Origin of the sequence: Saccharothrix coeruleofusca (assembly GCF_014648515.1) — a bacterium.
Lineage (GTDB): Bacteria > Actinomycetota > Actinomycetes > Mycobacteriales > Pseudonocardiaceae > Actinosynnema > Actinosynnema coeruleofuscum.
Genome location: NZ_BMRG01000004.1, coordinates 234,886 through 257,700, shown reverse-complemented (window position 1 = coordinate 257,700; position 22,815 = coordinate 234,886). Strand labels below are relative to the sequence as shown.

At 72.7% G+C, this 22,815-nt stretch carries 22 protein-coding genes; 14 read left to right on the top strand and 8 right to left on the bottom strand.

Going from position 1 to position 22,815, the window contains the following annotated elements:
• Positions 1-51 precede the first annotated feature (51 nt).
• The 4 genes from IEZ00_RS13300 (at position 52) to IEZ00_RS13285 (ending at position 3,193) form a co-directional block, all read left to right on the top strand.
• Positions 52-1,017, top strand: coding sequence for an aldo/keto reductase (locus IEZ00_RS13300; protein WP_189223532.1), 966 nt, complete (start codon positions 52-54; stop codon positions 1,015-1,017).
• 144 nt (positions 1,018-1,161) lie between these two features.
• Complete coding sequence (locus tag IEZ00_RS13295; RefSeq protein WP_189223531.1) at positions 1,162-1,872, top strand: carbonic anhydrase; 711 nt, start codon at positions 1,162-1,164, stop codon at positions 1,870-1,872.
• Positions 1,873-2,015: 143 nt separating this feature from the next.
• The gene (locus IEZ00_RS13290; RefSeq protein WP_189223530.1) at positions 2,016-2,984 is read left to right on the top strand and encodes a YncE family protein; all 969 of its coding nucleotides are present in this window, start codon (positions 2,016-2,018) and stop codon (positions 2,982-2,984) included.
• Positions 2,981-3,193, top strand: coding sequence for a DUF5703 family protein (locus tag IEZ00_RS13285; protein ID WP_189223529.1), 213 nt, complete (start codon positions 2,981-2,983; stop codon positions 3,191-3,193). The genes IEZ00_RS13290 and IEZ00_RS13285 overlap by 4 nt, the downstream gene beginning before the upstream one ends.
• 74 nt (positions 3,194-3,267) lie before the next feature.
• On the opposite strand, the gene IEZ00_RS13280 is transcribed toward IEZ00_RS13285, so the two are convergent.
• Entirely contained in the window at positions 3,268-4,095 is an 828-nt protein-coding gene (locus IEZ00_RS13280) for a TetR/AcrR family transcriptional regulator C-terminal domain-containing protein (protein ID WP_189223528.1), read from the bottom strand.
• 74 nt (positions 4,096-4,169) lie between these two features.
• On the opposite strand from IEZ00_RS13280, the gene IEZ00_RS13275 reads away from it, so the two are divergent.
• The 4 genes from IEZ00_RS13275 (at position 4,170) to IEZ00_RS13260 (ending at position 8,330) form a co-directional block, all read left to right on the top strand.
• Positions 4,170-6,431, top strand: coding sequence for an ATP-binding cassette domain-containing protein (locus IEZ00_RS13275; protein WP_189223527.1), 2,262 nt, complete (start codon positions 4,170-4,172; stop codon positions 6,429-6,431).
• Positions 6,432-6,452: 21 nt separating this feature from the next.
• Complete coding sequence (locus IEZ00_RS13270; protein ID WP_189223526.1) at positions 6,453-7,298, top strand: siderophore-interacting protein; 846 nt, start codon at positions 6,453-6,455, stop codon at positions 7,296-7,298.
• 106 nt (positions 7,299-7,404) lie between these two features.
• Positions 7,405-7,899 (top strand): MarR family winged helix-turn-helix transcriptional regulator, encoded by a 495-nt coding sequence (locus IEZ00_RS13265; protein WP_189223525.1) that lies wholly within the window; start codon positions 7,405-7,407, stop codon positions 7,897-7,899.
• Positions 7,896-8,330 (top strand): winged helix DNA-binding protein, encoded by a 435-nt coding sequence (locus tag IEZ00_RS13260; protein WP_189223524.1) that lies wholly within the window; start codon positions 7,896-7,898, stop codon positions 8,328-8,330. Before IEZ00_RS13265 ends, IEZ00_RS13260 begins: the two co-directional genes overlap by 4 nt.
• A gap of 312 nt (positions 8,331-8,642) precedes the next feature.
• Here the strand turns inward: IEZ00_RS13260 and IEZ00_RS13255 are convergent, their stop codons facing one another.
• Both IEZ00_RS13255 and IEZ00_RS13250 read right to left on the bottom strand, forming a co-directional pair.
• Complete coding sequence (locus tag IEZ00_RS13255; RefSeq protein ID WP_229795576.1) at positions 8,643-9,776, bottom strand: cellulose-binding domain-containing protein; 1,134 nt, start codon at positions 9,774-9,776, stop codon at positions 8,643-8,645.
• Between the two features lie 60 nt (positions 9,777-9,836).
• Complete coding sequence (locus tag IEZ00_RS13250; protein ID WP_189223523.1) at positions 9,837-10,451, bottom strand: TetR/AcrR family transcriptional regulator; 615 nt, start codon at positions 10,449-10,451, stop codon at positions 9,837-9,839.
• 868 nt (positions 10,452-11,319) lie between these two features.
• On the opposite strand from IEZ00_RS13250, the gene IEZ00_RS13245 reads away from it, so the two are divergent.
• The 3 genes from IEZ00_RS13245 (at position 11,320) to IEZ00_RS13235 (ending at position 15,036) form a co-directional block, all read left to right on the top strand.
• Entirely contained in the window at positions 11,320-12,348 is a 1,029-nt protein-coding gene (locus tag IEZ00_RS13245) for a glycoside hydrolase family 25 protein (protein WP_189223522.1), read from the top strand.
• A gap of 178 nt (positions 12,349-12,526) precedes the next feature.
• The gene (locus tag IEZ00_RS13240; RefSeq protein ID WP_189223521.1) at positions 12,527-13,000 is read left to right on the top strand and encodes a (2Fe-2S)-binding protein; all 474 of its coding nucleotides are present in this window, start codon (positions 12,527-12,529) and stop codon (positions 12,998-13,000) included.
• Positions 12,997-15,036, top strand: a complete 2,040-nt coding sequence (locus IEZ00_RS13235) for a xanthine dehydrogenase family protein molybdopterin-binding subunit (RefSeq protein WP_189223520.1) — start codon at positions 12,997-12,999, stop codon at positions 15,034-15,036. The genes IEZ00_RS13240 and IEZ00_RS13235 overlap by 4 nt, the downstream gene beginning before the upstream one ends.
• Before the next feature lie 277 nt (positions 15,037-15,313).
• Here IEZ00_RS13235 and IEZ00_RS13230 read toward each other — a convergent pair whose 3' ends face one another.
• Positions 15,314-16,243, bottom strand: a complete 930-nt coding sequence (locus tag IEZ00_RS13230; protein ID WP_268248708.1) for an NAD(P)-dependent oxidoreductase — start codon at positions 16,241-16,243, stop codon at positions 15,314-15,316.
• 48 nt (positions 16,244-16,291) lie between these two features.
• Positions 16,292-17,899, bottom strand: a complete 1,608-nt coding sequence (locus IEZ00_RS13225) for an alpha/beta fold hydrolase (RefSeq protein ID WP_189223518.1) — start codon at positions 17,897-17,899, stop codon at positions 16,292-16,294.
• 177 nt (positions 17,900-18,076) lie between these two features.
• Between IEZ00_RS13225 and IEZ00_RS13220 the strand changes: the two genes are divergently transcribed.
• The 3 genes from IEZ00_RS13220 to IEZ00_RS13210 all read left to right on the top strand — a co-directional run bounded on the left by IEZ00_RS13220 (position 18,077) and on the right by IEZ00_RS13210 (position 20,694).
• Complete coding sequence (locus IEZ00_RS13220) at positions 18,077-18,751, top strand: DUF1990 family protein (protein ID WP_189223517.1); 675 nt, start codon at positions 18,077-18,079, stop codon at positions 18,749-18,751.
• A 74-nt stretch (positions 18,752-18,825) separates the two neighbouring features.
• Positions 18,826-19,875 carry an NAD-dependent epimerase/dehydratase family protein gene (locus IEZ00_RS13215; RefSeq protein WP_189223516.1) on the top strand — a complete coding sequence of 350 codons (1,050 nt, stop codon included), beginning with the start codon at positions 18,826-18,828 and terminating at the stop codon, positions 19,873-19,875.
• 72 nt (positions 19,876-19,947) lie between these two features.
• Positions 19,948-20,694, top strand: coding sequence for a GAF and ANTAR domain-containing protein (locus IEZ00_RS13210; protein ID WP_189223515.1), 747 nt, complete (start codon positions 19,948-19,950; stop codon positions 20,692-20,694).
• Here the strand turns inward: IEZ00_RS13210 and IEZ00_RS13205 are convergent.
• From IEZ00_RS13205 to IEZ00_RS13195, 3 genes are all read right to left on the bottom strand, one after another.
• Positions 20,680-21,579, bottom strand: a complete 900-nt coding sequence (locus tag IEZ00_RS13205) for a hypothetical protein (RefSeq protein ID WP_189223514.1) — start codon at positions 21,577-21,579, stop codon at positions 20,680-20,682. The genes IEZ00_RS13210 and IEZ00_RS13205 overlap by 15 nt on opposite strands.
• On the bottom strand, positions 21,576-22,127 hold the full coding sequence (locus IEZ00_RS13200) for a hypothetical protein (RefSeq protein ID WP_189223513.1): 552 nt from the start codon (positions 22,125-22,127) through the stop codon (positions 21,576-21,578). Before IEZ00_RS13200 ends, IEZ00_RS13205 begins: the two co-directional genes overlap by 4 nt.
• 91 nt (positions 22,128-22,218) lie before the next feature.
• Entirely contained in the window at positions 22,219-22,680 is a 462-nt protein-coding gene (locus IEZ00_RS13195) for a hypothetical protein (protein WP_189223512.1), read from the bottom strand.
• Between the last annotated feature and the right edge of the window lie 135 nt (positions 22,681-22,815).

The following is a 22,815-nucleotide window of genomic DNA, read 5'->3' as shown; positions in this document are numbered from 1 at the left end:
GTAACACCATTTGCCAGGCCGGGACGTCGATCAACCCTTAGGCTGCGCCGCGTGGAACAGCGATACCTCGGCCGGAGCGGCCTGCGGGTCTCCCGAATGGCCCTAGGCACCATGACGTGGGGCCGGGACACCGACGCGGACGAGGCGGCCACCCAGCTGCTGGCCTTCACCGAGGCGGGCGGCACGCTCGTGGACACCGCCGACGTCTACGTCGAGGGCGAGAGCGAGCGCATCCTGGGCGGCCTGCTGGGTGAGGTGGTGCCACGCGAGGACCTGGTCATCGCCACCAAGGCGGTGGCGCGGCGCAACGACGGGCCGTTCGGCGGCGGGGCCTCGCGCGGGGCGCTGCTGCACGCGCTGGAGGGTTCGCTGCGCAGGCTGGGCGTGGAGCACGTCGACCTGTGGCAGCTGCACGCCTGGGATCCGGCGGTGCCGCTGGAGGAGACCCTGTCCGCCCTGGACGCCGCGGTCACCAGCGGCAAGGTGCGCTACGTCGGGGTGTCGAACTACGCGGGCTGGCAGCTGGCCACGGCCGCCGCGCTGCCGGGGCACACCCCGCTGGTGTCCAACCAGGCGGAGTACTCGCTGCTGGAACGCGGCATCGAGCGCGAGGTGGTGCCCGCCGCCGCGCACCACGGGATCGGCCTGCTGCCGTGGGCTCCGCTGGGCCGGGGCGTGCTCACCGGCAAGTACCGCAACGGCACCCCCGCGGACTCCCGCGGCGCTTCGGCGCACTTCGCCGGTTACGTGGAGCAGCACCGCACCGAGCGGGCCGCGCGGATCGTGCAGGCGGTGACCACGGCCGCGGACGGGCTGGGCACCTCCCCGCTGTCCGTGGCGCTGGCGTGGGTCCGGGACCGGCCGGGCGTGGTCGCGCCCGTGGTGGGCGCGCGCGACACCGGGCAGCTGCTGGGCTCGCTGGCCGCGGAGGAGCTGACGCTGCCGCCCGCGATCCGCGCCGCGCTGGACGACGTGAGCGCGATCGAGTTCGGCTACCCCGAGTGCCCGGTGGGCTGACCGGTGATCGCGCGCCGCTGTCCGGTTCGCGAATTCCGTCGCCCGAAAACAAACTGTCCGGTTCGCCGGATACGTCTATCGGAAATTGTGAACCGGACCACGTAATTTCACTCGTTGAAGTGAAACAGGACTAAATTCCGCGCCGTGGGTGACACAGGCGATGGCTCCGCGGTGACGCGGCGTCGGTTGTTCGGCATCACGGCGGGAACGGCCGCCACCGTGGTCGCGGGCGCGGCGCCCGCGACGGCCCGGCAGGGGCGACGCGACGCGGAGGGCTCCTGGCGCAAGCTCGCCGAGGGCAACGCGCGGTTCGTCGGCGGCCACCAGCGCCACCCCCACGAGTCGCTGAGGTGGCGCGAGTCGCTGGCGGGCGGGCAGCACCCGTTCGCCGCGGTGCTCGGCTGCGCCGACTCCCGCGTTCCGCCCGAGCTGGTCTTCGACCACGGCCTGGGCGACCTGTTCACCGTCCGCGCGGCGGGCGAGGTCGTCGACGAGGCCGTGCTGGGCAGCGTCGAGTACGCCGTGGAGCACCTGGAGGTGCCGCTGGTGGTGGTGCTCGGGCACGCCAACTGCGGCGCGGTGTCCGCGGCCGTCGACGTCGTGCGCGGCCGGGGCGAGGTCACCGGCGGCATCAGCAGCCTGGTGCGCGCGATCGAGCCCGCCGTGCTGGGCACCCCGGCCGATCCCGACGACGCGGTGTTCCTGGCGCGGTGCGTGGACAACCAGGCCAAGCGCGCGGTCCGGCTGCTGCTGGAGCGCTCGGCGACCCTGCGCGCCGCGGTCGCCGAGCACGGCGTGCGGGTGGTGGCCGCCAGCTACGAGCTGACCACCGGCCGGGTCACCCGGCTGACCTGACCGCCGACCCGACCGCCGGGCACGGGCGGGCAGCGGGTATCACCCCAGGGGACCAACGACGACACCCGCCCCCTGCGTGACGATCGCGGGCGCGTGATGGATGCTGGTGAGCAGTCCGCGAACGGGTGCTGGGAGGTCTGACGTTGCGTCGTCTGGCGGCGGTCGTGCTCGCCGTTGCGCTGCTGGCGGGGTGCGGGCGCGAGGAGAACCCCCGCGACCCGCTGCAGGTCGCGGCCACCCTGGAGGCCGCGAAACCCGCCGCCTCCCCCGAACCGACCGCCGCGCCCGCCGGTCGGGTGCTGCCGCTGGGCGGCGCGGACGCCGTCGCGGTGACCGCGCGGCACGTGGCCGTGGCGCTGGCCGACCCGCCGTCGGTGGCGCTGTACCCGCTGGCCGACCCGGCCGCCGCGCCGGTCGCGGTGCCGCTGCCCGGCCGGGCCGAGTCGCTGGAGGTCATCGGCTCCGACGTGGCGGCCGCGGTGCCCGGCAGCGGCGTGGTGGTGACCGTGCGGCCGGACGGCAGCACGGCCGAGCGGGCCGTCGACGGCGGCCCGGTGGACGTGGCGGTGGTCGGCGGACGGACCCTGGTGGCCCGCCGCGAGGCCAAGCTGGTCGGCGTGGACGACCGGACGATCGCCGGGGTGTCCAGCCCGGACCGGGTGCTGGCGGTGGGCGGGGCGGCCGTGGTGCTCGACCGCCCGCGCAGCGCCGTGTTCGACCTGGACCCGACCGCGGACCGGCCCGGCGCGGGCCTGCGCGCGGGCGACGGGGCCACCAACGCGGTGGCCGACCGGTTCGGCCGGGTGCTGGTGGTCGACACCAGGGGCGGCGAGCTGATGGCGTTCTCCACCGACCCGCTGATCATGCGCCAGCGCTACCCGGTGCCCGGCGCTCCGTACGGACTGGCCTACGACGACCGGCGCGACCTCGCCTGGATCACGCTCACCGAGCGCAACGAGGTGGTCGGCCTGGACGTCGCGGGAGGCGAGCCGGTGGAGAGGCACCGGTTCGCCACCGTCCGCCAACCGGACTCGGTGGCGGTCGACCCCGGCAGCGGACGCGTGTTCGTCGCCTCCGCGGCAGGAGAAGGGATGCAGGTGATCCAGCCATGAACGAAGGGGTGGTCGACGGGGACTGGGAGTACCGGCCGCTGCGGCTCCCGGCCGGTCTGTCCCGTCGCGCGGTGACGACGCAGCTGTCCATCCAGGCGGAGTTCTCCGGGTGGGAGCTGTCCAGGACCCTGCTGTTCGGCGACGGCTCGCGCAAGGTGTGGCTGCGCCGCAAGCGCACCGCGGCGGTCATGCCCGGTCTGATCACCTAGCGGCGCGGATTCTGACCACCACAGGTGTGGTACCACACCTGTGGTGGTCAGAATCCGCGCCGGTCAGGAAGCTGTCAGCGTTGATCGCCGCCGTGCTTGGCGATGCTCGCCTCGATCCCGTCGAGCAGGACCTCCCACCCGACGGTGAAGTTGTGCATGGCGTCGCGCTCCAGGTAGGGCGCGTCGTCGGCGTCGGGCACCGCAGGCGGGTCGTCCTGGTTGATCCACACCACCAGGGGGAACCGCCGGGCCAGGTCGGGGGCGTGCCGCTCCAGCAGCGGTGAGCGGGAGAACCACCACTCCTCGTCGCCGACCCCGGTGGCCCGCGCGGCCTGGCGGGCGTCGGCGACCACCTGGGCCGCGCCGCGCACGAACTGCGCCACCGCGCCGATCACGCCGCGCAGCACCGGCGCGGGCAGACCGGTCCCGTGCAGCACGCGCGCCAGCGCCTCCAGCGTCGCGAACTCGTTGGGCCCCAGCACCGGCCTGGCCTGCGAGACCTGGAGCACCCACGGGTGGCGCAGGTAGAACGCCCTGGTCTCGCGCGCCCACGCGGTCAGCGCCGCGCGCCAGCCCCGCGACAGGTCGTGCTCGGCGGGCAACTCCCCCAGCACCTTGTCGTACATCAGGTCGATCAGCTCGGCCTTGCTGGGCACGTAGGTGTACAGGGCCATCGCGGTGCGCCCCAGCCGCTGCCCCACCGCGCGCATCGACAGCGCGGCCATGCCCTGCTCGTCGGCCACCGCGACGGCGGCCTCGACGATCGCGTCGACGCTCAGCCCCTGCTTGGGGCCCGGCCGGGACGGCCGGCGATCGGACGCGGAACCGGACGCCGGGTCGGGTCCGCGCCACAGCAGCGACATGGACCGTTGCGCGTCGCCCTGTCCGGCGTAGAGGACCACTTGCCACTCCTTACAGCGTAAAGTACGGTGCCCGAGATCAGTTTACGCCATAAAACGTTCAGGGGGCCGGCGGTATGAACGCTGTCGCGGACAGCCACGACGTCATCGAGGTGCGCGGAGCCAGGGAGAACAACCTGCGCGACGTGTCGGTGGACATCCCCAAGCGGCGGCTGACGGTGTTCACCGGCGTCTCCGGCTCGGGCAAGTCCTCACTGGTCTTCGGCACCATCGCCGCGGAGTCCCAGCGGCTGATCAACGAGACCTACACCGCCTTCGTCCAGTCGTTCATGCCCGCCCTGGGCAGGCCGGACGTGGACTCGCTGCGCAACCTCAGCGCCGCCATCGTGGTCGACCAGGAGCGCATGGGCGCCAACGCGCGCTCCACCGTCGGCACCGCCACCGACGCGCACACCATGCTGCGCATCCTGTTCAGCAGGCTGGGCACCCCGCACGCGGGCACCTCCGGTGCGTTCAGCTTCAACCTGCCCGAGGGCATGTGCCCGCGCTGCGAGGGGCTGGGCAGGGTCTCCACCATCGACGTGGACCAGCTGGTGGACCGGAGCAAGTCGCTCAACGAGGGCGCGATCACCGTGCCCGGCTTCTCGGTGGACCACTGGTACGTGCAGACCTACGTCAACTCCGGCCTGTACGACCCCGACACCAAGCTGGCCGACTTCACCCCCGAGCAGTGGGACGCGCTGCTGCACCGGCAGAACACCAAGATCCGCGTCGGCAGGACCAACGTCACCTACGAGGGTCTGGCGGTCAAGGTCGAGCGGCTGTACCTGGGCAAGGACCGGGAAGCGCTGCAGCCGCACATCCGGGCCTTCGTCGACCGGGCGGTGACCTTCGCCCCGTGCCCCGAGTGCGCGGGCGCGCGGCTCAACGCCGCGGCACTGGCCTCGCGCATCGACGGGGTCAACATCGCCGACTGCTCGGCGATGCAGATCAGCGACCTGGCCGACTGGGCGGCCAAGCTGGACGAGCCCTCGGTGGCACCGATCCTCGCGGCTCTGCGGCAGACCCTGGACTCGCTGGTGGAGATCGGCCTGGGCTACCTGAGCCTGGACCGCCAGTCGGGCACGTTGTCGGGCGGCGAGGCGCAGCGGGTGAAGATGGTGCGCCACCTGGGCTCGGCGCTGACCGACGTGACCTACGTGTTCGACGAACCGACCGTGGGCCTGCACCCGCACGACATCCAGCGGATGAACGACCTGCTGCTGCGGCTGCGGGACAAGGGCAACACGGTGCTGGTGGTCGAGCACAAGCCGGAGACCATCGCGATCGCCGACCACGTGGTGGACCTGGGACCGGGCGCGGGCGCGGCGGGCGGACGGGTGTGCTTCACCGGCGACGTGGCGGGGCTGCGCGCCTCGGGCACCCTCACCGGGCGGCACCTGGACCACCGGGCGCGGCTGAAGGACCAGGTGCGCACGCCGACCGGGGTGCTGCCGATCACCGGCGCGAACCTGCACAACCTCCGCGACGTCAGCGTGGACATCCCGCTGGGCGTGCTGACGGTGGTGACCGGGGTGGCCGGATCGGGCAAGTCCTCGCTGATCCACGGTTCGCTGGACCACCGACCGGACGTGGTGGTCGTCGACCAGTCCCCCATCCGCGGGTCGCGGCGCAGCAACCCGGCCACCTACACCGGCCTGCTCGACCCCATCCGCGCGGCCTTCGCCAGGGCCAACGGCGTCAAGGCGGCGCTGTTCAGCGCCAACTCCGAAGGCGCGTGCCCGCACTGCAAGGGCATCGGGCTGGTCTACACCGACCTGGCGATGATGGCCGGGGTGGCCTCGCCCTGCGAGGAGTGCGGCGGCAAGCGGTTCACCGCGCAGGTGCTCACCCACAAGCTGCGCGGCAAGGACATCAGCGAGGTGCTGGCCATGTCGGTGGACCAGGCGCGGGAGTTCTTCACCGAGAAGCAGGCCAGGGCGGTGCTGGACCGGCTGGCCGACGTGGGCCTGGGCTACCTGGGGCTGGGGCAGCCGCTGACCACGCTGTCGGGCGGGGAGCGGCAGCGGCTCAAGCTGGCCATCCACATGGCCGAGAAGTCCTCCACCTACGTGCTCGACGAGCCCACCACCGGACTGCACTTGGCCGACGTGGACCAGCTGCTGGCACTGCTGGACCGGCTGGCCGACCAGGGCAACACGGTGATCGTGATCGAGCACCACCAGGCGGTGATGGCGCACGCGGACTGGGTGATCGACCTGGGACCGGGCGCGGGCCACGACGGCGGCCGGGTGGTGTTCACCGGCACGCCCCGGCAGCTGGTGGACAGCGCCGACACGCTGACCGCCCACCACCTGCGCGCCTACGTCGGCCGCTGAGAACGCACGGAGGAGGACACGGTGCTCGCCCTGCACGTCACCCACGTCGAGCGCGTCACCCCGCACGTGGTGCGCGTCAGCTTCACCGGACCGGGGCTGGAGGAGTTCCCGATCTGGCCCGACCAGCAGCTCAAGCTGCTGTTCCCCCGACCCGGCCACGGCCTGCCGGAGCTGTCCTACACCGAGGACGAGCACGGCATGGGCTGGTACCGGGCGTTCACCTCGGTGCCCGAGCAGCGACGGCCGTGGATGCGCAGCTACACCGTGCGCCGCTACGACCCGCTGCGCCAGGAGATCGCGGTGGACTTCGTGCTGCACGACCACGGAGCAGGACCGGCCACCCGGTGGGCCGCCTCGGCACGCCCAGGCGACACCATCGGCCGCTACGGCCCAGCCGCGGCCTACGCCCGCCCGTTGGGGGCTGCCGACTGGTACCTGTTCGCCGGGGACGAGACGGCCGTGCCCGCGATCGCCACGCTGGTCGCGTCACTGCCACCGGCGACCCCGGCCACGGCGGTGATCGAGGTGCGCGACGAGGCCGAGGAACAGCGGTTGCCCACCCGCGCGCGGCTGTCGGTGCGCTGGGTGCACCGCGGCGATCAGCCGCCGGGACTGGGCGACGGCCTGCTGCGCGCGGTGCGCGCGACCGACTTCCCGCCCGGTGAAGGCCGCGCCTGGGTCGCGGGTGAGGCGGGAGTCGTGCGCGCGATCCGCGCGCACCTGGTCCGGGAGCGTGGCCTGCCCAAGCGGGCGGTGGACTTCAGCGGCTACTGGCGGCTGCGGCTGACCCAGGACGACGCGCCCACCGAGGAGGACTTGGCCGAGGCACGGGAGAAGCTGGCCGCCACCGGGGAGGGGACCGCCTAGCACGGTGATGCCGCTCGCACCAGACGAGCGCGCCCTCGGAGGGACCGGGCCGGTGGCGTCCGCTAATCAGTAGCCATGTACATAATGTACATGTACTCTAAATCTCATGGACGACGAGGACTCACCGGCCCCCACACCCGGTTACCTGGTGTGGCTGCTGGCCAACAAGTGGCGCGTCGCGGTCGACCGCGCGGTAGCTCCACTGGGCCTCACCCACGCGCAGTATGCGCTGGTCACAGCGCTGTATGACGTGCAGCGCACGGGCGAACGCCCCAGCCAACGCCGACTCGCCGACCACACCGGCCTGGAGGCGCTCTACGTCTCGAAGCTGGCGCGCGCCCTGGAGTCGGCCGGTCTGGTCGAGCGCAGCCGAGACCCCCACGACCCGCGCGCCGTGCAACTCGCCCTCACCGAACAGGGCCAGGCGGTCACGCGACAGGCCATCGCGGTGGTCCAGGAACTGCTCCAGCGGCTGCTGGCACCGCTCGGCGGCCTCGACGCCCCTCGGACGCGCGCGTTCACCCAGGAGCTGACGACCCTGCTCGACACACCCCTCGCCCCACTCGCGCCCAACGACAGCCCTCGAAGGAGGAACCCATGACCACCCCCGCCGTCGACTCCCGCCTGCTCGGCTTGGCCCACTACGCCGCCCGCGGCGTCCTGGAGCACGTCCTGGCCCGGCACGGCATCACGTTCCAGCAGCAGATCGCCCTGCGCACCGCCACCGTCAACGCCCCGCGAACGCCGGACGAGGTGGTCGACCTGGTCCGGGACTTCCTCAAGGCCGATCCGGCGGGCATCCGCGCCACCATCGACGAACTGCTCGCCAAGCGGCTGCTCGTCGTCGACGGCGCGCACCTCCGACCGACGGACGAAGGGCGCGAACTGCTGGCCGCCGTCAACGCGGAGGTCGCCCCCATCTCCGCCCGCATCTGGGAAGGGATGCCCGTCGAGGACCTGGCCGCGGCAGGTCGCGTCCTCGCTTTGGTCATCCAACGCGCCAACGCGGAACTCGCGGTGTTGGCCCACTGATCCTTCTGCGCCCTGCTCGGGGCTTCGGCGTTGATGACTGTTTGTTTTGGTCAACACTGAAGCTATAGGAATAATCACACTATACGGTGAGACGCAGGGCACACCCACACCGGAAACACCGGGCGGGCGCGCGCCGTTGTACGGAGCGGTCGGTGCGGTCCGTGTCCCCGGGCCTCACCTAACGCCTTCGCGGAATACCGTTCGGCTGGAGCCGCGTCGTGCCACTCGCCGAGAGGCGACCGCCGCGCCGACCCCTTCGACCAGCCTCCGGACGCCGTCTCCCCCCACGGCGCCCGGAGGCGTGCGCGCACCTCAGCAGGCGATCGGCGAGGGGCCGAAGGCCACGTCGTCGTACCACAGGGTGTCGCTGCCGTCGCCGTAGCTCTCCCAGCCCAGCCGGATGTCGGTCACCGTCGGCCGCCACCCCTGCCTGTTCAGCCACTGCCGGTCGATGTCGGGCGTGGGCACGCCGTCGACCTTCAGGCCCGCGATCTCCTGCTGTCCCAGGTAGGTGGTCAGCTTGCCGTTGTCGAGGCTGAAGCGCACGCAGTTCCACTCGCCGGTGGGCAGCGGAGGGCTCTGGGCCAAGCCCTGCGGGCTCTGCTCGGGCAGGGTGGCGTCGTCGGACTCGCGGTTCCACTGCAGCTTCGTGCCCTGCCCGCCCATGCGCAGGTCGCGGTTGTTGTCCGAGGTGTCCTTCATGGCCAGGAACGTCACGTGCGCGGCGGGCAGGGCCGTGGTGTGCCGGACGTAGAAGCGGCCGTGGACCACGCTGCCGCTCAGCGGCGCGCCGAAGAAGATGTGGTTGCAGTACCCGGCCTTGCCGTCCACGCGCACCGACTTGGAGCCGCTGTGGGCCACGGAGCTGTCGACGGAAACCCGGCCGGTGCCGGTGCAGTTGGCCGCGCCGACTGTCCACGGCGCTCCGGGAGTGCTCCCGGAGTGCGCCTCGAAATCGTCGCAGACGGTCGCCGTGGTGCAGTCGACCGGCAGGTTCCCGGTCGTAGTGGTGGTAGTAGTGGTCGTCGTCGTGGGCGCGTCCTCGTTGCAGGAGACACCGTTGAAGGCGAAGTCGACCGGGGCATCGTTGGCGCCCTGGTAGCCGGCCTGGAAGCCGAACCGGGCGCTGGCGCCGGTGGCCAGCGAGCCGTTCCAGGCGAGGCTGGTGGCGACCACCTTCGCGCCGGTCTGCCGCACCTCGGCGCCCCACCCCGAGATCACCGCCTGGTTTCCGGGGAAAGTCCAGCTCAGCTCCCACTGGCTGACCGGGGCGGCGCGGTTGGTGACGGTGACGTCGGCGGTGAACCCGTCGGACCACTGGTTGGGCACGTAGTCCACGGTGCAGGCGGGCACGGCGACCGCGGCTCCGTTCCCGCCCACCACCACCAACCCCGCGGTCGAGATCCCGGCCGCCAGCAGGGCGGCCCATCGCAGCAGGCTTCGCACGACGACTCCTTTGTTGTCGAGTTCTGGGAACGCTCCCAGACACTGACCGTAATGAGCCGTTCACTCCGGCGGAAGGGACCGAGTGCCGCAACGGGGTACGGCTGACCGTGGGTCAGGGCGCAGCCCGGCCATCAGAACGGCCAGGTAGCGCTCGGCGGCGGAGTCGGTGTCGCCGCCGTTGTTGCGCGCGGCGTGCACCACCCCGCACACCATCAGCCGCAGGTCCTCCGCGTCCACGTCCGCCCGCAGCGCCCCCGCCTCGCGAGCACGGGTGATCAGGTCCTCGGCGGCGCGGTCGAAACGGGTCTTGAGCCCGGCCGCGGCGCTGCGGGCTTCCTGCCGGATGGCCAGCACCTCGGCGAAGGCCTCGTCGGCGAGCAGCACGTCCAGCACCGCGCGCAGCAGCCGTCGCAGCCCGGAACTCGGGTCGGCTTCGGCCAGTGCCGCACTCGCCTCGGCCAGCAGGGCCAGCAGCCGGTCCTCCGACAGCGCCTCCAGCAGCGCCTGGCGGGTGGGGAAGTTGCGGTAGACGGTGCCCACGCCCACGCCCGCCCGTCGGGCCAGTTCGTTGAGCTGCAACGAGGTGTCACCGCGCGCCACCGCTTCGCGCGCGGCGGACAGCACCCGGTCGCGGTTGCGCGCGGCGTCCACGCGCATCGGCCGACGGTCCGGCATGGGGCCAGAGTAGCAAGTGGAAATATTATCCACTTCAGTCGCGATCCGCATCGTGACCAGCGGCAGACGACGGACCTCCCATGAAATAGCCGGTCGCATTCCGATGAGGCGGAACCGCCCGCACGGAGGGGACCATCCGAGGGGGACGCCACTGTGAACAGTCCTCATATCGACCGCAGCGGCCCGCTGGCCGCATTTCGCGTCATCGGCGGAATCGCCGGCCACGTCATGTGCGAAACCGGGCGAACGGGGACCGGGAACGCGCTCTACTAGTAGGCGACACCATTCGCAGACCACCCGGAGGCGTCCCTGTGCCCGGTCCGTGCCGCGGTCGTGGTCGGTCGGGCACGCCTGCGGCGCCGAAGGCGGCCCGGTGGTCGGCGTCGGTCAGTCGGGTGCCGCTGTCCGCTCGCGGTGTGCGATCGGACCCCCGCCCCTGCTGCCGATGTCGCCATCGGCAACCCCTAAGTAGCGCAATCGAGTGGTAAGTCGCACTACTACCGGGTAATGCTTTGACACACACCCACCGATCCATGAATCTGGGAAACGACTTGGCAACCGGACCACCACCGCAGGGACAAGTGGCACATCGGGCACACCGGGACTTCCCGGGGTTTTCCAGGTCACGGGGGAATTCGCGCCACCGGGGGCAAGGGCTCGCGCGTACCACCGCGGTCGTCACCGCGGCCTCGCGCGGTCCTTTTCACGTGGTGGGGGGCCGCCTGCCGAGCAGGCCGGTCCCCGGCGACCTCCCGATGCGCAGGCGGCGGCATCACTTGCCCGGGATTCGGGTGATCCGATCGCCACCAGCACACGTATCACGCAGTGGACCGAACGGCACCGCAACTACTACTCCAGGAGGTCGCCCGTGATCTACGGCGTCGACGTCTCCGCCTACCAGCCGGGCTTCGACTTCGCCGCCGCACGGCGGGAGGGCATCGAGTTCGCCATCATCAAGGCCACCGAGGGCGCCACCTGGCGGTCCCCGAACTACCACGACCAGCTGGGCCGCGCGCGGTCGGCGGGGATGCTGGTCGCGGCCTACCACTACATGCGGGGCTCGGACGTGGGCAGCCAACTGGCCAACATCCGGGCCATGGTCTCCACCGACACCCCCGTGATCCTCGACATCGAGGACGGCGCGGGCACGCTGGCCTCGATCCGGGCGCTGGTGGACGAACTGCGGCGGGCGGGCTACGCCTCCCCGCTGATCTACATCCCGCGCTGGTACTGGCAGGGGCGCATGGGCTCGCCCAACCTGTCCGGCCTGCCACCGCTGTGGCACTCGCTCTACCCCGACAACGTGGTGCGCCGCAAGGAGCAGTTCGCCCTCGGCCCGGAGTACTGGCCCAGCTTCGGTGGCCTGCACACCGAGATCGCCCAGTTCACCAGCAGCCTGGCCGTGGCCAACTACCCCAACGGCCGCATCGACGGCAACGCCTACCGCGGCACGCGCGAACAGCTGGCCGCGCTTCTGGAAGGAGACATCTTGCCCAGCGCGCAGGAGATCGCCAAGGCCGTGCTCGACGAGATGGAGCAGCGCCGCTACGACACCGACGGAGACGGCCAACCCGACCGCTCGATCGTCAACAACACCATCCAGGGCATGTGGAGCGCGCAGAGCGCCGAGGCCACCTCGCGCCGGGTCGAGGTCAAGCTCGACGCGCACGCCGGGGACCTGACCGAGGACGAGACCAACCTGCTGGCGGCGCTGCGGGCCTCGAACGAGGTGTCCACCGCGGCGGCTGCCGCGCAGGGAAGCGACGCCCCGGCCGCCAACGCCCGCCGGATCGCCGAGGTGGTCTACCGGCAACTGCCGCCGCAGATCCGCGACGCGCTGGCCGAACTGCTCACCGACCGCACCAGCGGGAGCACCGGCCAGGCCGAGGGGAGCTGACCGGCTCGGGGCCCCGCCGCGGCGGGGCCCCGAGCACCTCACCGCGCTGAGACCGCCCCTTCGGGCACTCGTGCCTTCCGACGCCGCCATGTTCCACCACTCCTGGCAGTGACTGCCAGGAGATCTGTAATGTGGCAGTGACTGCCAAGATGGCAGTACGTGCAATCAGGAGGCAGGCGTGGACCAGTTCCGGCTCCAGGTCAACGGGAAACACCACCAAGTCCGAGCACCACGCGACACCCCCCTGCTGTGGGTGCTCCGCGAACAACTCGGCCTCACCGGCCCCAAGTACGGCTGCGGCATCGGCGCCTGCGGAGCCTGCACCTCCATCGTGGACGGACAGGCCGCCCGCCCCTGCGTCACCCCGCTCGCCGAAGCGGGCGAGCACGACATCACCACCGTCGAAGGCCTCTCCGAGCACGGCGACCACCCCGTGCAGCGCGCCTGGATCGAGCTCGACGTCGCCCAGTGCGGCTACTGCCAACCCGGCCAGATCATGAGCACCGTCGCACTGCTGGCCGCCAACCCCGACCCCGACGACGACGACATCGACCGCGCCCTGCGCGACAACGTCTGCCGCTGCGGCACCTACTCCCGCATCCGCGCCGCCGTCCGCCTGGCCGCCCAGTACACCCGCAAGGCCCAGTCGTGATCGGCCGCCGCGGCTTCCTCGCCGCCGCCGGACTGGGTGCCCTCTCCGTCGCGCTGCCCGTCCCCGCCCTGGCCTCCCCCACCGGCCTGACCCCCAACGTCTTCGTCAGCGTCGACCGCCAAGGCCGCGTCACCGCCACCATCCCCCGCCCCGACAGCGGACAAGGCGTGCGCACCGTGGTCACCATGCTCATCGCCGAGGAACTCGCCGTCCCCCTGCACTCCGTGCGCGTCGAGCAGGCCCCCGGCGACACCGCCCGCTACGGCATCCAAACCGTCGGCGGCTCCACCTCCGTCCCCCAGCTCGCCGACCCCATGCGCCGCGCCGCGGCCACCGCCCGCTGCCTGCTGCTCACCGCCGCCGCCCAGCGCTGGCGCGTGCCCGTCGACGAGTGCACCGCCCGCGACGGCGTCGTCCACCACCGCCGCAAGGGCAAACTCCCCTACTCCGCACTCGTCGACGACGCCGCCGCACTCGACCCCACCACCGTCCCGGTCACCCTCACCCCCGAGGACCAGTGGCGCGTCCTGGGCCGCCACGCCCACCGCGTGGACGCCCGCGACATCGTCACCGGCCGCGCCCGCTACGGCATCGACACCGCACCGCCCGGCACCCTCGTCGCCGTCGTCGCCCGACCACCCTGGATCGGCGCCCGCCTCGACACCGTCGACGACACCGCCGCCCGCGCCCTGCCCGACGTGGTCGACGTGCTGCGCCTGGACCCCGACACCGGGTCCCAGGGCGGCGTCGCCGTCATCGCCCGCTCCACCGCCGCCGCGCTGGCCGCCCGCGCCGCGCTGAAGTGCACCTGGACCGGCGGCACCCCCACCGCCGACAGCCGCGCCTGGCTCACCGACCTCACCGCCGCCCTGCCCCCCGCCCCCACCGCCCCCTCCCCCGTCGCACTGCGGGCGACCTACTCCCTGCCCCTGCTCGCCCACGCCCCCATGGAACCCATGAACGCCACCGTCCACGTCCGACCCGACGGCGCCACCGCGTGGGTCCCCACCCAGGACCCCGGCAACCTGCGCGTCACCCTCGCCCGGTTCCTCGGCGTGCCCACCGACACCGTCCGCGTCGAACCCACCCTCACCGGCGGCGCCTTCGGCAGGCGCTTCGACTTCGACTACATCGCCGAAGCCGCCCTGTGCTCCCGCCACACCGGCGCACCCGTCAGGGTCCTCTGGACCCGCGACGACGACACCCGCCACGACTCCTACCGCCCCATGTCGGTGCACCGCCTGCAAGCCACCACCGACGCCACCGGCCTGCCCACCTGGCGCTCCCACGACATCGCCACCTGGCCGCTGACCGTCCTGCCCCTGCCCACCGACCCCTCACTCGTCCTGGTCAACGGCGACCACTTCTCCTACTCCGTGCCCGGCACGCCCACGGTCGTCATCAAACCCGCACCGCTGCGCACCGGCTTCTGGCGCTCCGTCTACGCAGGCCACCTCGCCTACGCCGAGGAGGTCTTCCTCAGCGCACTGGCCACCCTCGGCGGCTGGGACCAGGTCGAACTGCGCAAACGCCTGCTGACCCAGCAGCCCCGGCTGCTGCGCGTCCTCGACACCGCAGGCGAGCACCACCGCCGTCCCCGCCACGGCCACACCCTCGGCGTCGCCTGCCACGCCGAGTACGGCTCCGCCATCGCCGTCATCGCCGAGGTCGACGCCCGCGCCGACCAGCCCCGCGTCCGCCGCGTCACCGCCGCCGTCGACGTCGGCCGCGCACTGCACCCCTCCGGCCTGCGCGCCCAGGTCGAGGGCTGCGTCATGGACGCCGTCTCCACCGTCCTGGGCGCCCAGATCACCGTCCGCGAAGGCCGAGTCGTCGAATCGTCCTTCCGCGACTACACCTGGGCGCGCATCGACCGGGCACCCGACATCGACGTCCTCATCGTCCCCTCCGACGCGCCTTTGGGCGGCGCGGGCGAACTCGCCTTCCCCCCGGCGGCGGCGGCCATCGCCGCGGCCATCGCCGACGCCACCGGCCGCCCGGTCACCGGGATGCCCTCCCACAGCCCGGTCGGCTGACCCGCCAACCGACCGGGTGATCATCGCCCACCCCGAGGAACAGTCGGGGTGATCCGAACCGACCAGGGACCAGCAGATGCGCGTCACGTGGGCGCTGCCCGCGGACGAGCCCTGTTCTCGTCACGGCTGCTTTCGGTTGATCGGGGTGATCGGTGCGGGGTTCGCCCCGCACCGATTTAAATTCTGTCAACACTGAAATCATTGATCAGTTCGAATCGACTGGTCGCGGGCCGATCGCAGTCGCCTGATTCCGCTGGACCCGCGCTCGGAGAGGAGATCAGCCGCGATGGACCCGGATGACGGCGGCCATGTCCTCGACCCCGTCGCCCAGCGCCGCGGCCTCGCGGTACTGCTCGTTGAGCGCCCGCATGAGCCGGTCGTCCGCCCCGGTCCCGCGCATCGCCGCCAGGATCAGCTCGCTGTCCTTGACCGCGCCGTCGATGCCGAACGACGGCGCGAGGTCCCCCGACAGCATGGCCCGCCCCTTGAGCTGGGCGTAGGCGCTGTCGGTGGCCGTTCCCGAGATCACGTCCAGGAACGAAGCCGGGTCCAGCCCCAAGCCTCGGGCCAGTGCCAGCGACTGCGCGGTGGCCGCGGTGATCGACAGCACCCAGGCGTTGGCCGCCAGCTTCAGCCGGTGCCCGTCGCCGGGCCGCTCCCCCGCCCACACCGTGCGCGAGCCGATGGCGTCGAACACCGGGACCACCGCGTCGCGCAGGGCGACCGGGCCACCCGCCAGCACCACCAGCTGCCCGTTCTCGGCGGGCTGCCGGGTGCCCAGGACCGGCGAGTCGACGAAGCCGACGCCGTGCTCGCGGGCCAGCTCCGCCAGCCGCCGCGTGCCGTCCAGCCCGACCGTGCCGCACTGCGCCCACACCGCGTCGCCGCCCATCGACGGCAGCACCCCGGCCATCACCTCGGCGGTGGCGTCGGCGTCGAACAGCATGGTGACCACCACGTCCGCGCCCTCGACGGCCCGCGACGGCTGCTCGACCACGGTCGCACCGTCATCCGCCAGCGGCCGTGCCCTGGCCGCGGTGCGGTTCCACACCACCACGTCGAACCCGGCGCGCAGCACGCTGCGGGCCATGCCCGCGCCCATCAAGCCGGTGCCCAGCAACGCCACGGTCTTCGCCACCGCTCCGCCTCCCCGTCGTCCGTGTGGTCCAACATCCCACTCGGGCCCGTGGCGCGCACACCGCGCCACGGGTGGTGCGGACGCCGGAGCGGTCCGGACCACCCGTGGCGGTCGGGCTCAGAAGTGGTGCCCCATCAGCTTCTTCTCGTCGATGAACGCCCGGATCTCGCGCTCGAGCGTGGGGCTCGGCTGGGCCTGCGGGCGCAGGTCGGCACCCACCTGCTCGTCGGCGGGAACGTCCGGCCTCGGCGTGCCCGCGCACACCGTGCGGCTACCGGGCAGCACACCGTCCACCAGGTAGCGGTCGACCAGCGCGGTGACGCAGTCGTTGCGGGAGTACAGACCGTGGATGCCCTCGTCGGCCACCGAGATCAGCGGCTCGTTGAGCCTGGTGGCCATCGCCGGTCCGCCGTCGTAGTGCGTCTGCGGGTCGAACTCCGCCTGCACCACCAACCCCGCCGGGTACTTCACGCGCTTGAGGTCGGTCACCCGCTCGGTCGGCGTGAAGCTGCGGAACGTGCACTCGTTCGGCGCGGCGCGCAGGACGCCCCAGCCATACGGGTACTTGGCCCGGAACTCGCGCATGTCGCTGTAGTAGGTGTTCAGGTCGGTGGTCCAGTCCGCTTCGCACGTGACGGTCTGGAACACCCCGGACATGGTCTCGGCGATGCCCAGCTCGCGCAGCACCCGCGCGGCCCTGGTCGCGTCGGCGAGCAGCTCGGGACCGGGCGCCGCGCCCTCCACGTCGTCGCGGATGACCTTCATCAGCGAGGCGAGCTCGTGCCAGATCTCCCGGTAGCGGGCGTTCGAGCCCACGACGATGTCGTAGGTGTTGAGGTCGATCTCGGACTGCCACGGCGTCACCGCCAGCTTGGCGCCCAGCGCCTCGCTGGTGGCCAGCACCTCCTCGCGGGAGGTGCCGAAGCCGTAGACGCCGTGGCGCTGCCCCACCCAGGTCATGAACTCGTCGACGTTGTCACGGATGGCCCTGGACTGCGCCCTGAACTGCTCGCGCCAGATCCAGTCCGGGTGCACCGCCGAGTCCAGCACGCTGCGGTCGAGCTTGCCGGGGAACAGCGAACCGTAGACCGCGCCCAGGTAGGTGCCGTAGGAGAAACCCAGGTAGTTGATCTTCTGCTCGCCCAGCACCGCCCGGACGACGTCCATGTCCCTGGCCGTGTTCGGGGTGTTGACGTGGGGCCGGATGCCGCCCGCCGCCCGGCGGCAGGCGTCCTCCCTGGCCCGCGCGTTCGACGTGAACAGCTCCAGCTGCGCGTCGGTCGGCCGGGTCAGCAGGGGCGGGTCGCTCTCCAGCTCGCACCGCAGCGGCGTGGAGGCTCCCACGCCGCGCGGGTCGAACCCGATGATGTCGTAGCTGCGGGCGATCCGCTGGGTGGCGAACTCCAGCGGCAGCGACAGGCCCGAGCCGCCGGGACCGCCGGGGTTGAGCAGCAGCACGCCCCGGCGCCGGGCCGGGTCGGCGGCGGGCAGCTTGCTGACCGCGATCGAGATGCGCTCGGCGTCCGGCTCGCGGTAGTCCAGCGGGACCACCACCTGGGTGCACTGCAGGTCCGGCCAGGTGTCGCACGGCGCCCACTCGACGTCCTGCTGGTAGAACTGGGTTAACGACGGCGCGGCCACCGCCGCGGGTACCGCGACGCCTCCTGCCGCGATCGCCAGGCAGGCGCCCACGGCGGCCGCCCGGCTCCCTCTGCTTGCGGTCATCGTTCATCCTCGGATCAAGTTGTGGGGACCCCGCCAAGCTAGGCAAGCCGCGGGGCGCCCAGCACCGTCCGGAAGTCGGGTGGCGCTGCGACCAAAGGCTTTTCCTCCGCCGGACGTGCGTCGTTTGCGCCGGTTCCCAGCGGCAACCCACCTGGTCGGACAACGTGAGGAGTCGTCGTGCGCGTGGTGCTGCCCGGTCGGACCGACCCCGCCTCGGTGCTGCGCGGCCTGCGCGACCGGGACCTCAACTACTCCCCCGGCGAGGTCCGGCCGCCGGAGTGGGTCTTCGACGAGCACCGGCACGTGCTGGGCAGGGAAGCGCCCGGACCGCCCGAGGGGCACGGCTTGTGGCGGCGGGCGCGGGAACTGGTCGCGGCCTACGAGTTCACCCCGCCGGAGATCATCCGGGCCTTCCACGCCGCGGGCTCGGAGCTGCTGGGCCGCGACATGCTGCTGGAGGCCCGGCTGCCGGGATTGCGGTTCCTGATGGGCGTGCGGGTCACCGCGGTCCGCGACGACGCCGACGCCGAGCGCACGACGTGGGGGTGGAGCTACGAGACCCTGCGGGGCCACCTGGAGCGCGGACGGGTCGACTACGAGGTCGTCAAGCACCACGCCAGCGGGGAGGTCGAGTTCGTGGCGCGCAGCTACTCGCAGCTGCACCCGCGCGCGCCGTGGTGGATGCGGCTGGGCTGGCGGCTGTTCGGCAGGCGCGTGCAGCTGCGGTTCTACCGGCGCGCGGGCCTGCGGTTGCGCGGGCTCAGCCACGCCGCGGACACCGTCGTGGTCGTCCCCGCCACGGCCGACCTGGGCGCGGGCTGGGCGTTGCGCATCCACGATCCGGTGCCTTGAGCGGCCGTGGCGGTTGACCCGGCACGGCCTGGGTACAGGCACGGGACGCCACCCGAGCGGATGGAGCACCAGTCGTGAAGATCGTGATCACCGGCGCGTCGGGCAACGTGGGGACCGGCGTGCTCCGCGCGCTGGCCGCCGAGGGCGGCCACCGGATCGTCGGGATCTGCCGCCGCCCGCCGCAGCCGGAGCCGCCCTACGACGCGGCCACCTGGCGGGCCTGCGACCTGGGCGACGACCGCGCCCCCGAGGTGCTGGACGAGGTCATGGTCGGTGCCGACGCGGTGGTGCACCTGGCGTGGATGATCCAGCCGCTGCGGCAGGGCGAGCGGCTGCACCGCACCAACCACAAGGGCACCGCCGCGGTGCTGGAGGCGGCCCGCCGCGCGGGCGTGCCGCACGTCGTGCACACCTCTTCCATCGCCGCCTACGCCCCGGCGGGCAGGCAGCCGGTGGACGAGACGTGGCCGACCACCGGCGTGCCGGGTTCGGTCTACGCCGCGGGCAAGGTCGAGGCGGAGCAGGCGGTGCGCCGGTTCGCCGCGGAGAACCCCGAGACCACCGTCAGCGTCATCCGCCCCACGCTGGTGGCCCAGTCCGCCACCTCGGCCAGCCTGCTCGCGCTGTTCTTCGACCCGATCGTCCCGCAGTGGCTGCTCCGGCTCCTCCAGCGCGGCAAGGTGCCGCTGCTGCCGCTGCCCGCCGGGATGCTGGTGCAGCTGGTGCACGCCGACGACGTGGGTGACGCGGTGGCGCGCATCCTGCGGCTGCGGGCGGGCGGCGCGTTCAACCTGGCCGCCGACGTGCTCACCGAGCACGACCTGGCCCGGCTGGCAGGTGCCCGCGCGGTGCCCGTCCCCGGCGAGGTGATGCGCGTGGCGGTGGGGCTGCTGTGGCGGCTGCGGGCGATCGGCATGTCACCCGGCTGGTTCGACGTGGGCACCCGCTCCCCCGTGGTGGACACCACGCGCGCCCGCGAGGAGCTGGGCTGGCGGCCTAGGGTGGGCAGCGTCGAAGCGGCCCGCGAGCAGCTGGCAGGCATGGCCGAGTCGGCGACGGCGCCGAGCCCGGCGCTGTCGCGCGACAAGCTCAGGGACGACTTGCGCGTCCCGCGCCTGACGTAGCGCCACCGGGTTTCACCGCCGCCCGGTCGTGGGACACCAGACCTCGTCCGGTGTGCGAGCGGGGAGGGTGCGGTGGCGGACCACGTGGCGGAGCTGGCCGGGGAGCTGGCACGGGTGTCGCGGCTGCTGGAGGAGGACGACGTGTCCACCGCCCTGCGGCGGTTCGTCGACCACCTGGTGCGCACCGTGCACGGCTGCGACCAGGCGATGATCACCGTGCTCAGCGGTGCCGGGTTCGACACCGCGGCCGCCACCGACGGTCTGCCGCCCGCCGATCCCCGGCACGCCGGACCGATCCACGAGGTGCTGCGCTACCGGGAACCCCGCAGGGTGGAGGACACCCTGTCCGACGACCGCTGGCCGGAGTACCTCGCACGCCTGACCGAGGACGGCTACCGCAGCTGCCTGAGCCTGCCGGTGCCCACCGAGCGCTCCCCCGCCGCGGCGCTGACCCTGCTCTCGCGCGAGCCGCACGGGTTCGACGAGCACACCCACGACGTGACGCTGCTGATGACCGTGCACGCCGGAGTCGTGTTCGACAACGCCCGGCTGTTCCACCACAACCGCAGGATGGTGGAGCACCTGACCGCCGCGCTGGGCACCCGGCACGTCATCGGCCAGGCGCAGGGCCTGCTGATGCGCCACTTCGCCTGCCGCACCGACGACGCCTTCGGCCTGTTGAAGGAGGCTTCCCAGCGCACCAACACCAAGCTGCGCGAAGTGGCTTCGGCGCTGGTGGAGGCGCAGGACAGGGGCGAGCTGGCGGACGCGCTGGCCCGCTACCGGATCGGGCGGTCACGTGCGTCAGCACCGGGGTGACCGCTCCGGCGCGGAGCTGAACTGCAGCCGCGTCGAGTCCGTGCGCGGCAGCACGAACGCCTCGGCACCGGGGGTCCAGTCCGACGGCAGCAGCAGCAACTGGCCGCTGGACTGGACCACCAGCCGGAGCCCGTCGTAGCGGTACTGGTAGGCCGAGTCCGAGCACTCCACCCTGGGCACCGACTCGGGCAGCGCCAAGCCCTCCGCGCTGAACAGGGCGGCCTCGGGCAGCAGCGGCAGCACCGCTTCCTGGTGCTGCGCCCGGCTGCGGCCCGCCGCCGCGGAGTAGTCCCCGACCGCCCAGAACAACCCGAGGCTGATCAGCGCGAAGACCGCCACCCACTCGGCTGTCGCACCGGCGGGTGAGCGGCGCACCCCTGTGCGATCCGCGGCGGTGCGCAACCGCGACGCCGACACCACCAGCAGCACCCCCGCCGCCAGGGCCAGTCCCGGCAGGCCCACCAGGTGCGTCACCGGCTCCGGGTCGGCCGCCGCGGCCAGCGCCCCGCCGACCATCGTCAGCCCGGTGACCGCCGCGACCGGCGCGGCCACTTCCAGCAGGACGCGCCACGCGGTGTCGGACAGCCGGGCGCGCAGCAAGCGGTAGGTCCACAGCGCCAGCAGGACGCCCGCGGAGCCGTAGGCCAGCGGCAGGTACAGGCCCTCCACGCTGCGGGACAGGTAGTACTCGGTGCTCAGGTCCAGCAGCGTCTGCTCCACGCCGAAGTAGCGGTAGAAGTGGTGGGCCTGCTGGTGGCCGAAGAAGTACAGCAGCGCGGCGAGCAGGGTGGTCGGCGCGGCCACCGCGCCGAGCAGCCGCAGCGCCCTGGGGCGTGCCAGGTCGACGTCCCCGCTCTCGGCGGGGCGGTGGGACCGCGGTCTCACGGCGTCTCGACCGGGTAAGCGGTGGTGACCTCGGTAGTGGCTTCGGTGGTCATCCCCGTCGTCTTCCCCGTCGTCTCCTCGGTCGTCTCCTCGGCGGTCCCCTCCTCCCGGCACGGGCTGTCCAGGATGAAGGTGAAGGTGTCACCGGAGCGCACCCGCTTCGGCGAGAAGTCGACGATCCGGCAATCACCCGGCGTCGGCCGCATCGGCCGGGCCACGATCTTCACGCACAGCGTGCCCCCGCACAGCGAGGTGAGGACTTCGACGGCGTTGGCCTCGAAGTCGCGCCAAGTCTGCTCCAGGCCGAAGTTCTCGGGCACGTTGATCGGCACACCGGGCACCTTCGGCGGCACCCCCGGCGGTTCGTCCGTGGTGCGGCGGGGCCGGTCCGGCTTCTCCGGTGTGGTCCCCTCCCGCGAGGTCGTCGGGTCGGCGGCGGAGGAGGTCACCCCGGTCCCCTCCCCCGTGGGGCCGCCCGGCTCGGTCCCACCGCACCCGCCGACCACCGCGGCGAGCAGCAGCACCGGCAGGGCGCTCTTCGTACGCATTCATACCCCCGATTGGCGCATCCAAGACGGATACCAACCCAGGGGGCGTCGGGGCGGCGCAGATACCCCGACCGCTCAGGTCAGCGCGGCATCACCCGATCGCGTGACCCGCCGCCGCGAGGACCACCTCGAACGCGGCGGCGAACGGCGGCACGCAGGCGGGGTGCCCGGTGGGCGCGTGGACCCACCGGGCCGGGCCGTGCCCGGTGACGCTGGGCGGCAGGGGCAGCAGCTGGGGACCGCTCACCACGCGCGCCCAGGCGGGCAGCCGGGGCACCGGCCCGACGGGTGTCCGCACCAGGAACGCCCACCGCAGCGCGACGCCCGGCAGCGCCAGCACCGGGACCTCCCAGCCCCGGCCGCGCAGTTCGCCGAGCAGGTGCCCGCCGAACCTGGCGCCCACCAGCAGGCCCACGACTCCCCGATCGGTGGCCAGGTGCACGTTGCCGTCCACCAGCACCAGCGGCCAACCCAGCCGCAGCGCGCAGCGCTCCACGGTGGCGTGCAGCTCGTTGGCGTACTCCACCGCGGCGCAGGACCCGATCACATCCATCGCTCCCCCTCTCACCACCCGGTGTTCGCGGCAGCGGCGCGATCGGTTCGCCTGTCAGACCGACCGCGTGGACGGGGTGAGCCACCTGTCGAACCAGGCGCGGGTGCGGCGGAGCACGTCGATCTGGTGTTCGCG

What these genes read in the sequence shown, in the direction of transcription:
- IEZ00_RS13285 (WP_189223529.1), top strand. Translation starts at nt 2,981, where the DNA reads ATGAACGAAGGGGTGGTCGACGGGGACTGGGAGTACCGGCCGCTGCGG.
- IEZ00_RS13275 (WP_189223527.1), top strand. Translation starts at nt 4,170, where the DNA reads ATGAACGCTGTCGCGGACAGCCACGACGTCATCGAGGTGCGCGGAGCC.
- IEZ00_RS13265 (WP_189223525.1), top strand. Translation starts at nt 7,405, where the DNA reads ATGGACGACGAGGACTCACCGGCCCCCACACCCGGTTACCTGGTGTGG.
- IEZ00_RS13260 (WP_189223524.1), top strand. Translation starts at nt 7,896, where the DNA reads ATGACCACCCCCGCCGTCGACTCCCGCCTGCTCGGCTTGGCCCACTAC.
- IEZ00_RS13250 (WP_189223523.1), bottom strand. Translation starts at nt 10,451, where the DNA reads ATGCCGGACCGTCGGCCGATGCGCGTGGACGCCGCGCGCAACCGCGAC.
- IEZ00_RS13225 (WP_189223518.1), bottom strand. Translation starts at nt 17,899, where the DNA reads ATGACCGCAAGCAGAGGGAGCCGGGCGGCCGCCGTGGGCGCCTGCCTG.
- IEZ00_RS13200 (WP_189223513.1), bottom strand. Translation starts at nt 22,127, where the DNA reads ATGCGTACGAAGAGCGCCCTGCCGGTGCTGCTGCTCGCCGCGGTGGTC.
- IEZ00_RS13195 (WP_189223512.1), bottom strand. Translation starts at nt 22,680, where the DNA reads ATGGATGTGATCGGGTCCTGCGCCGCGGTGGAGTACGCCAACGAGCTG.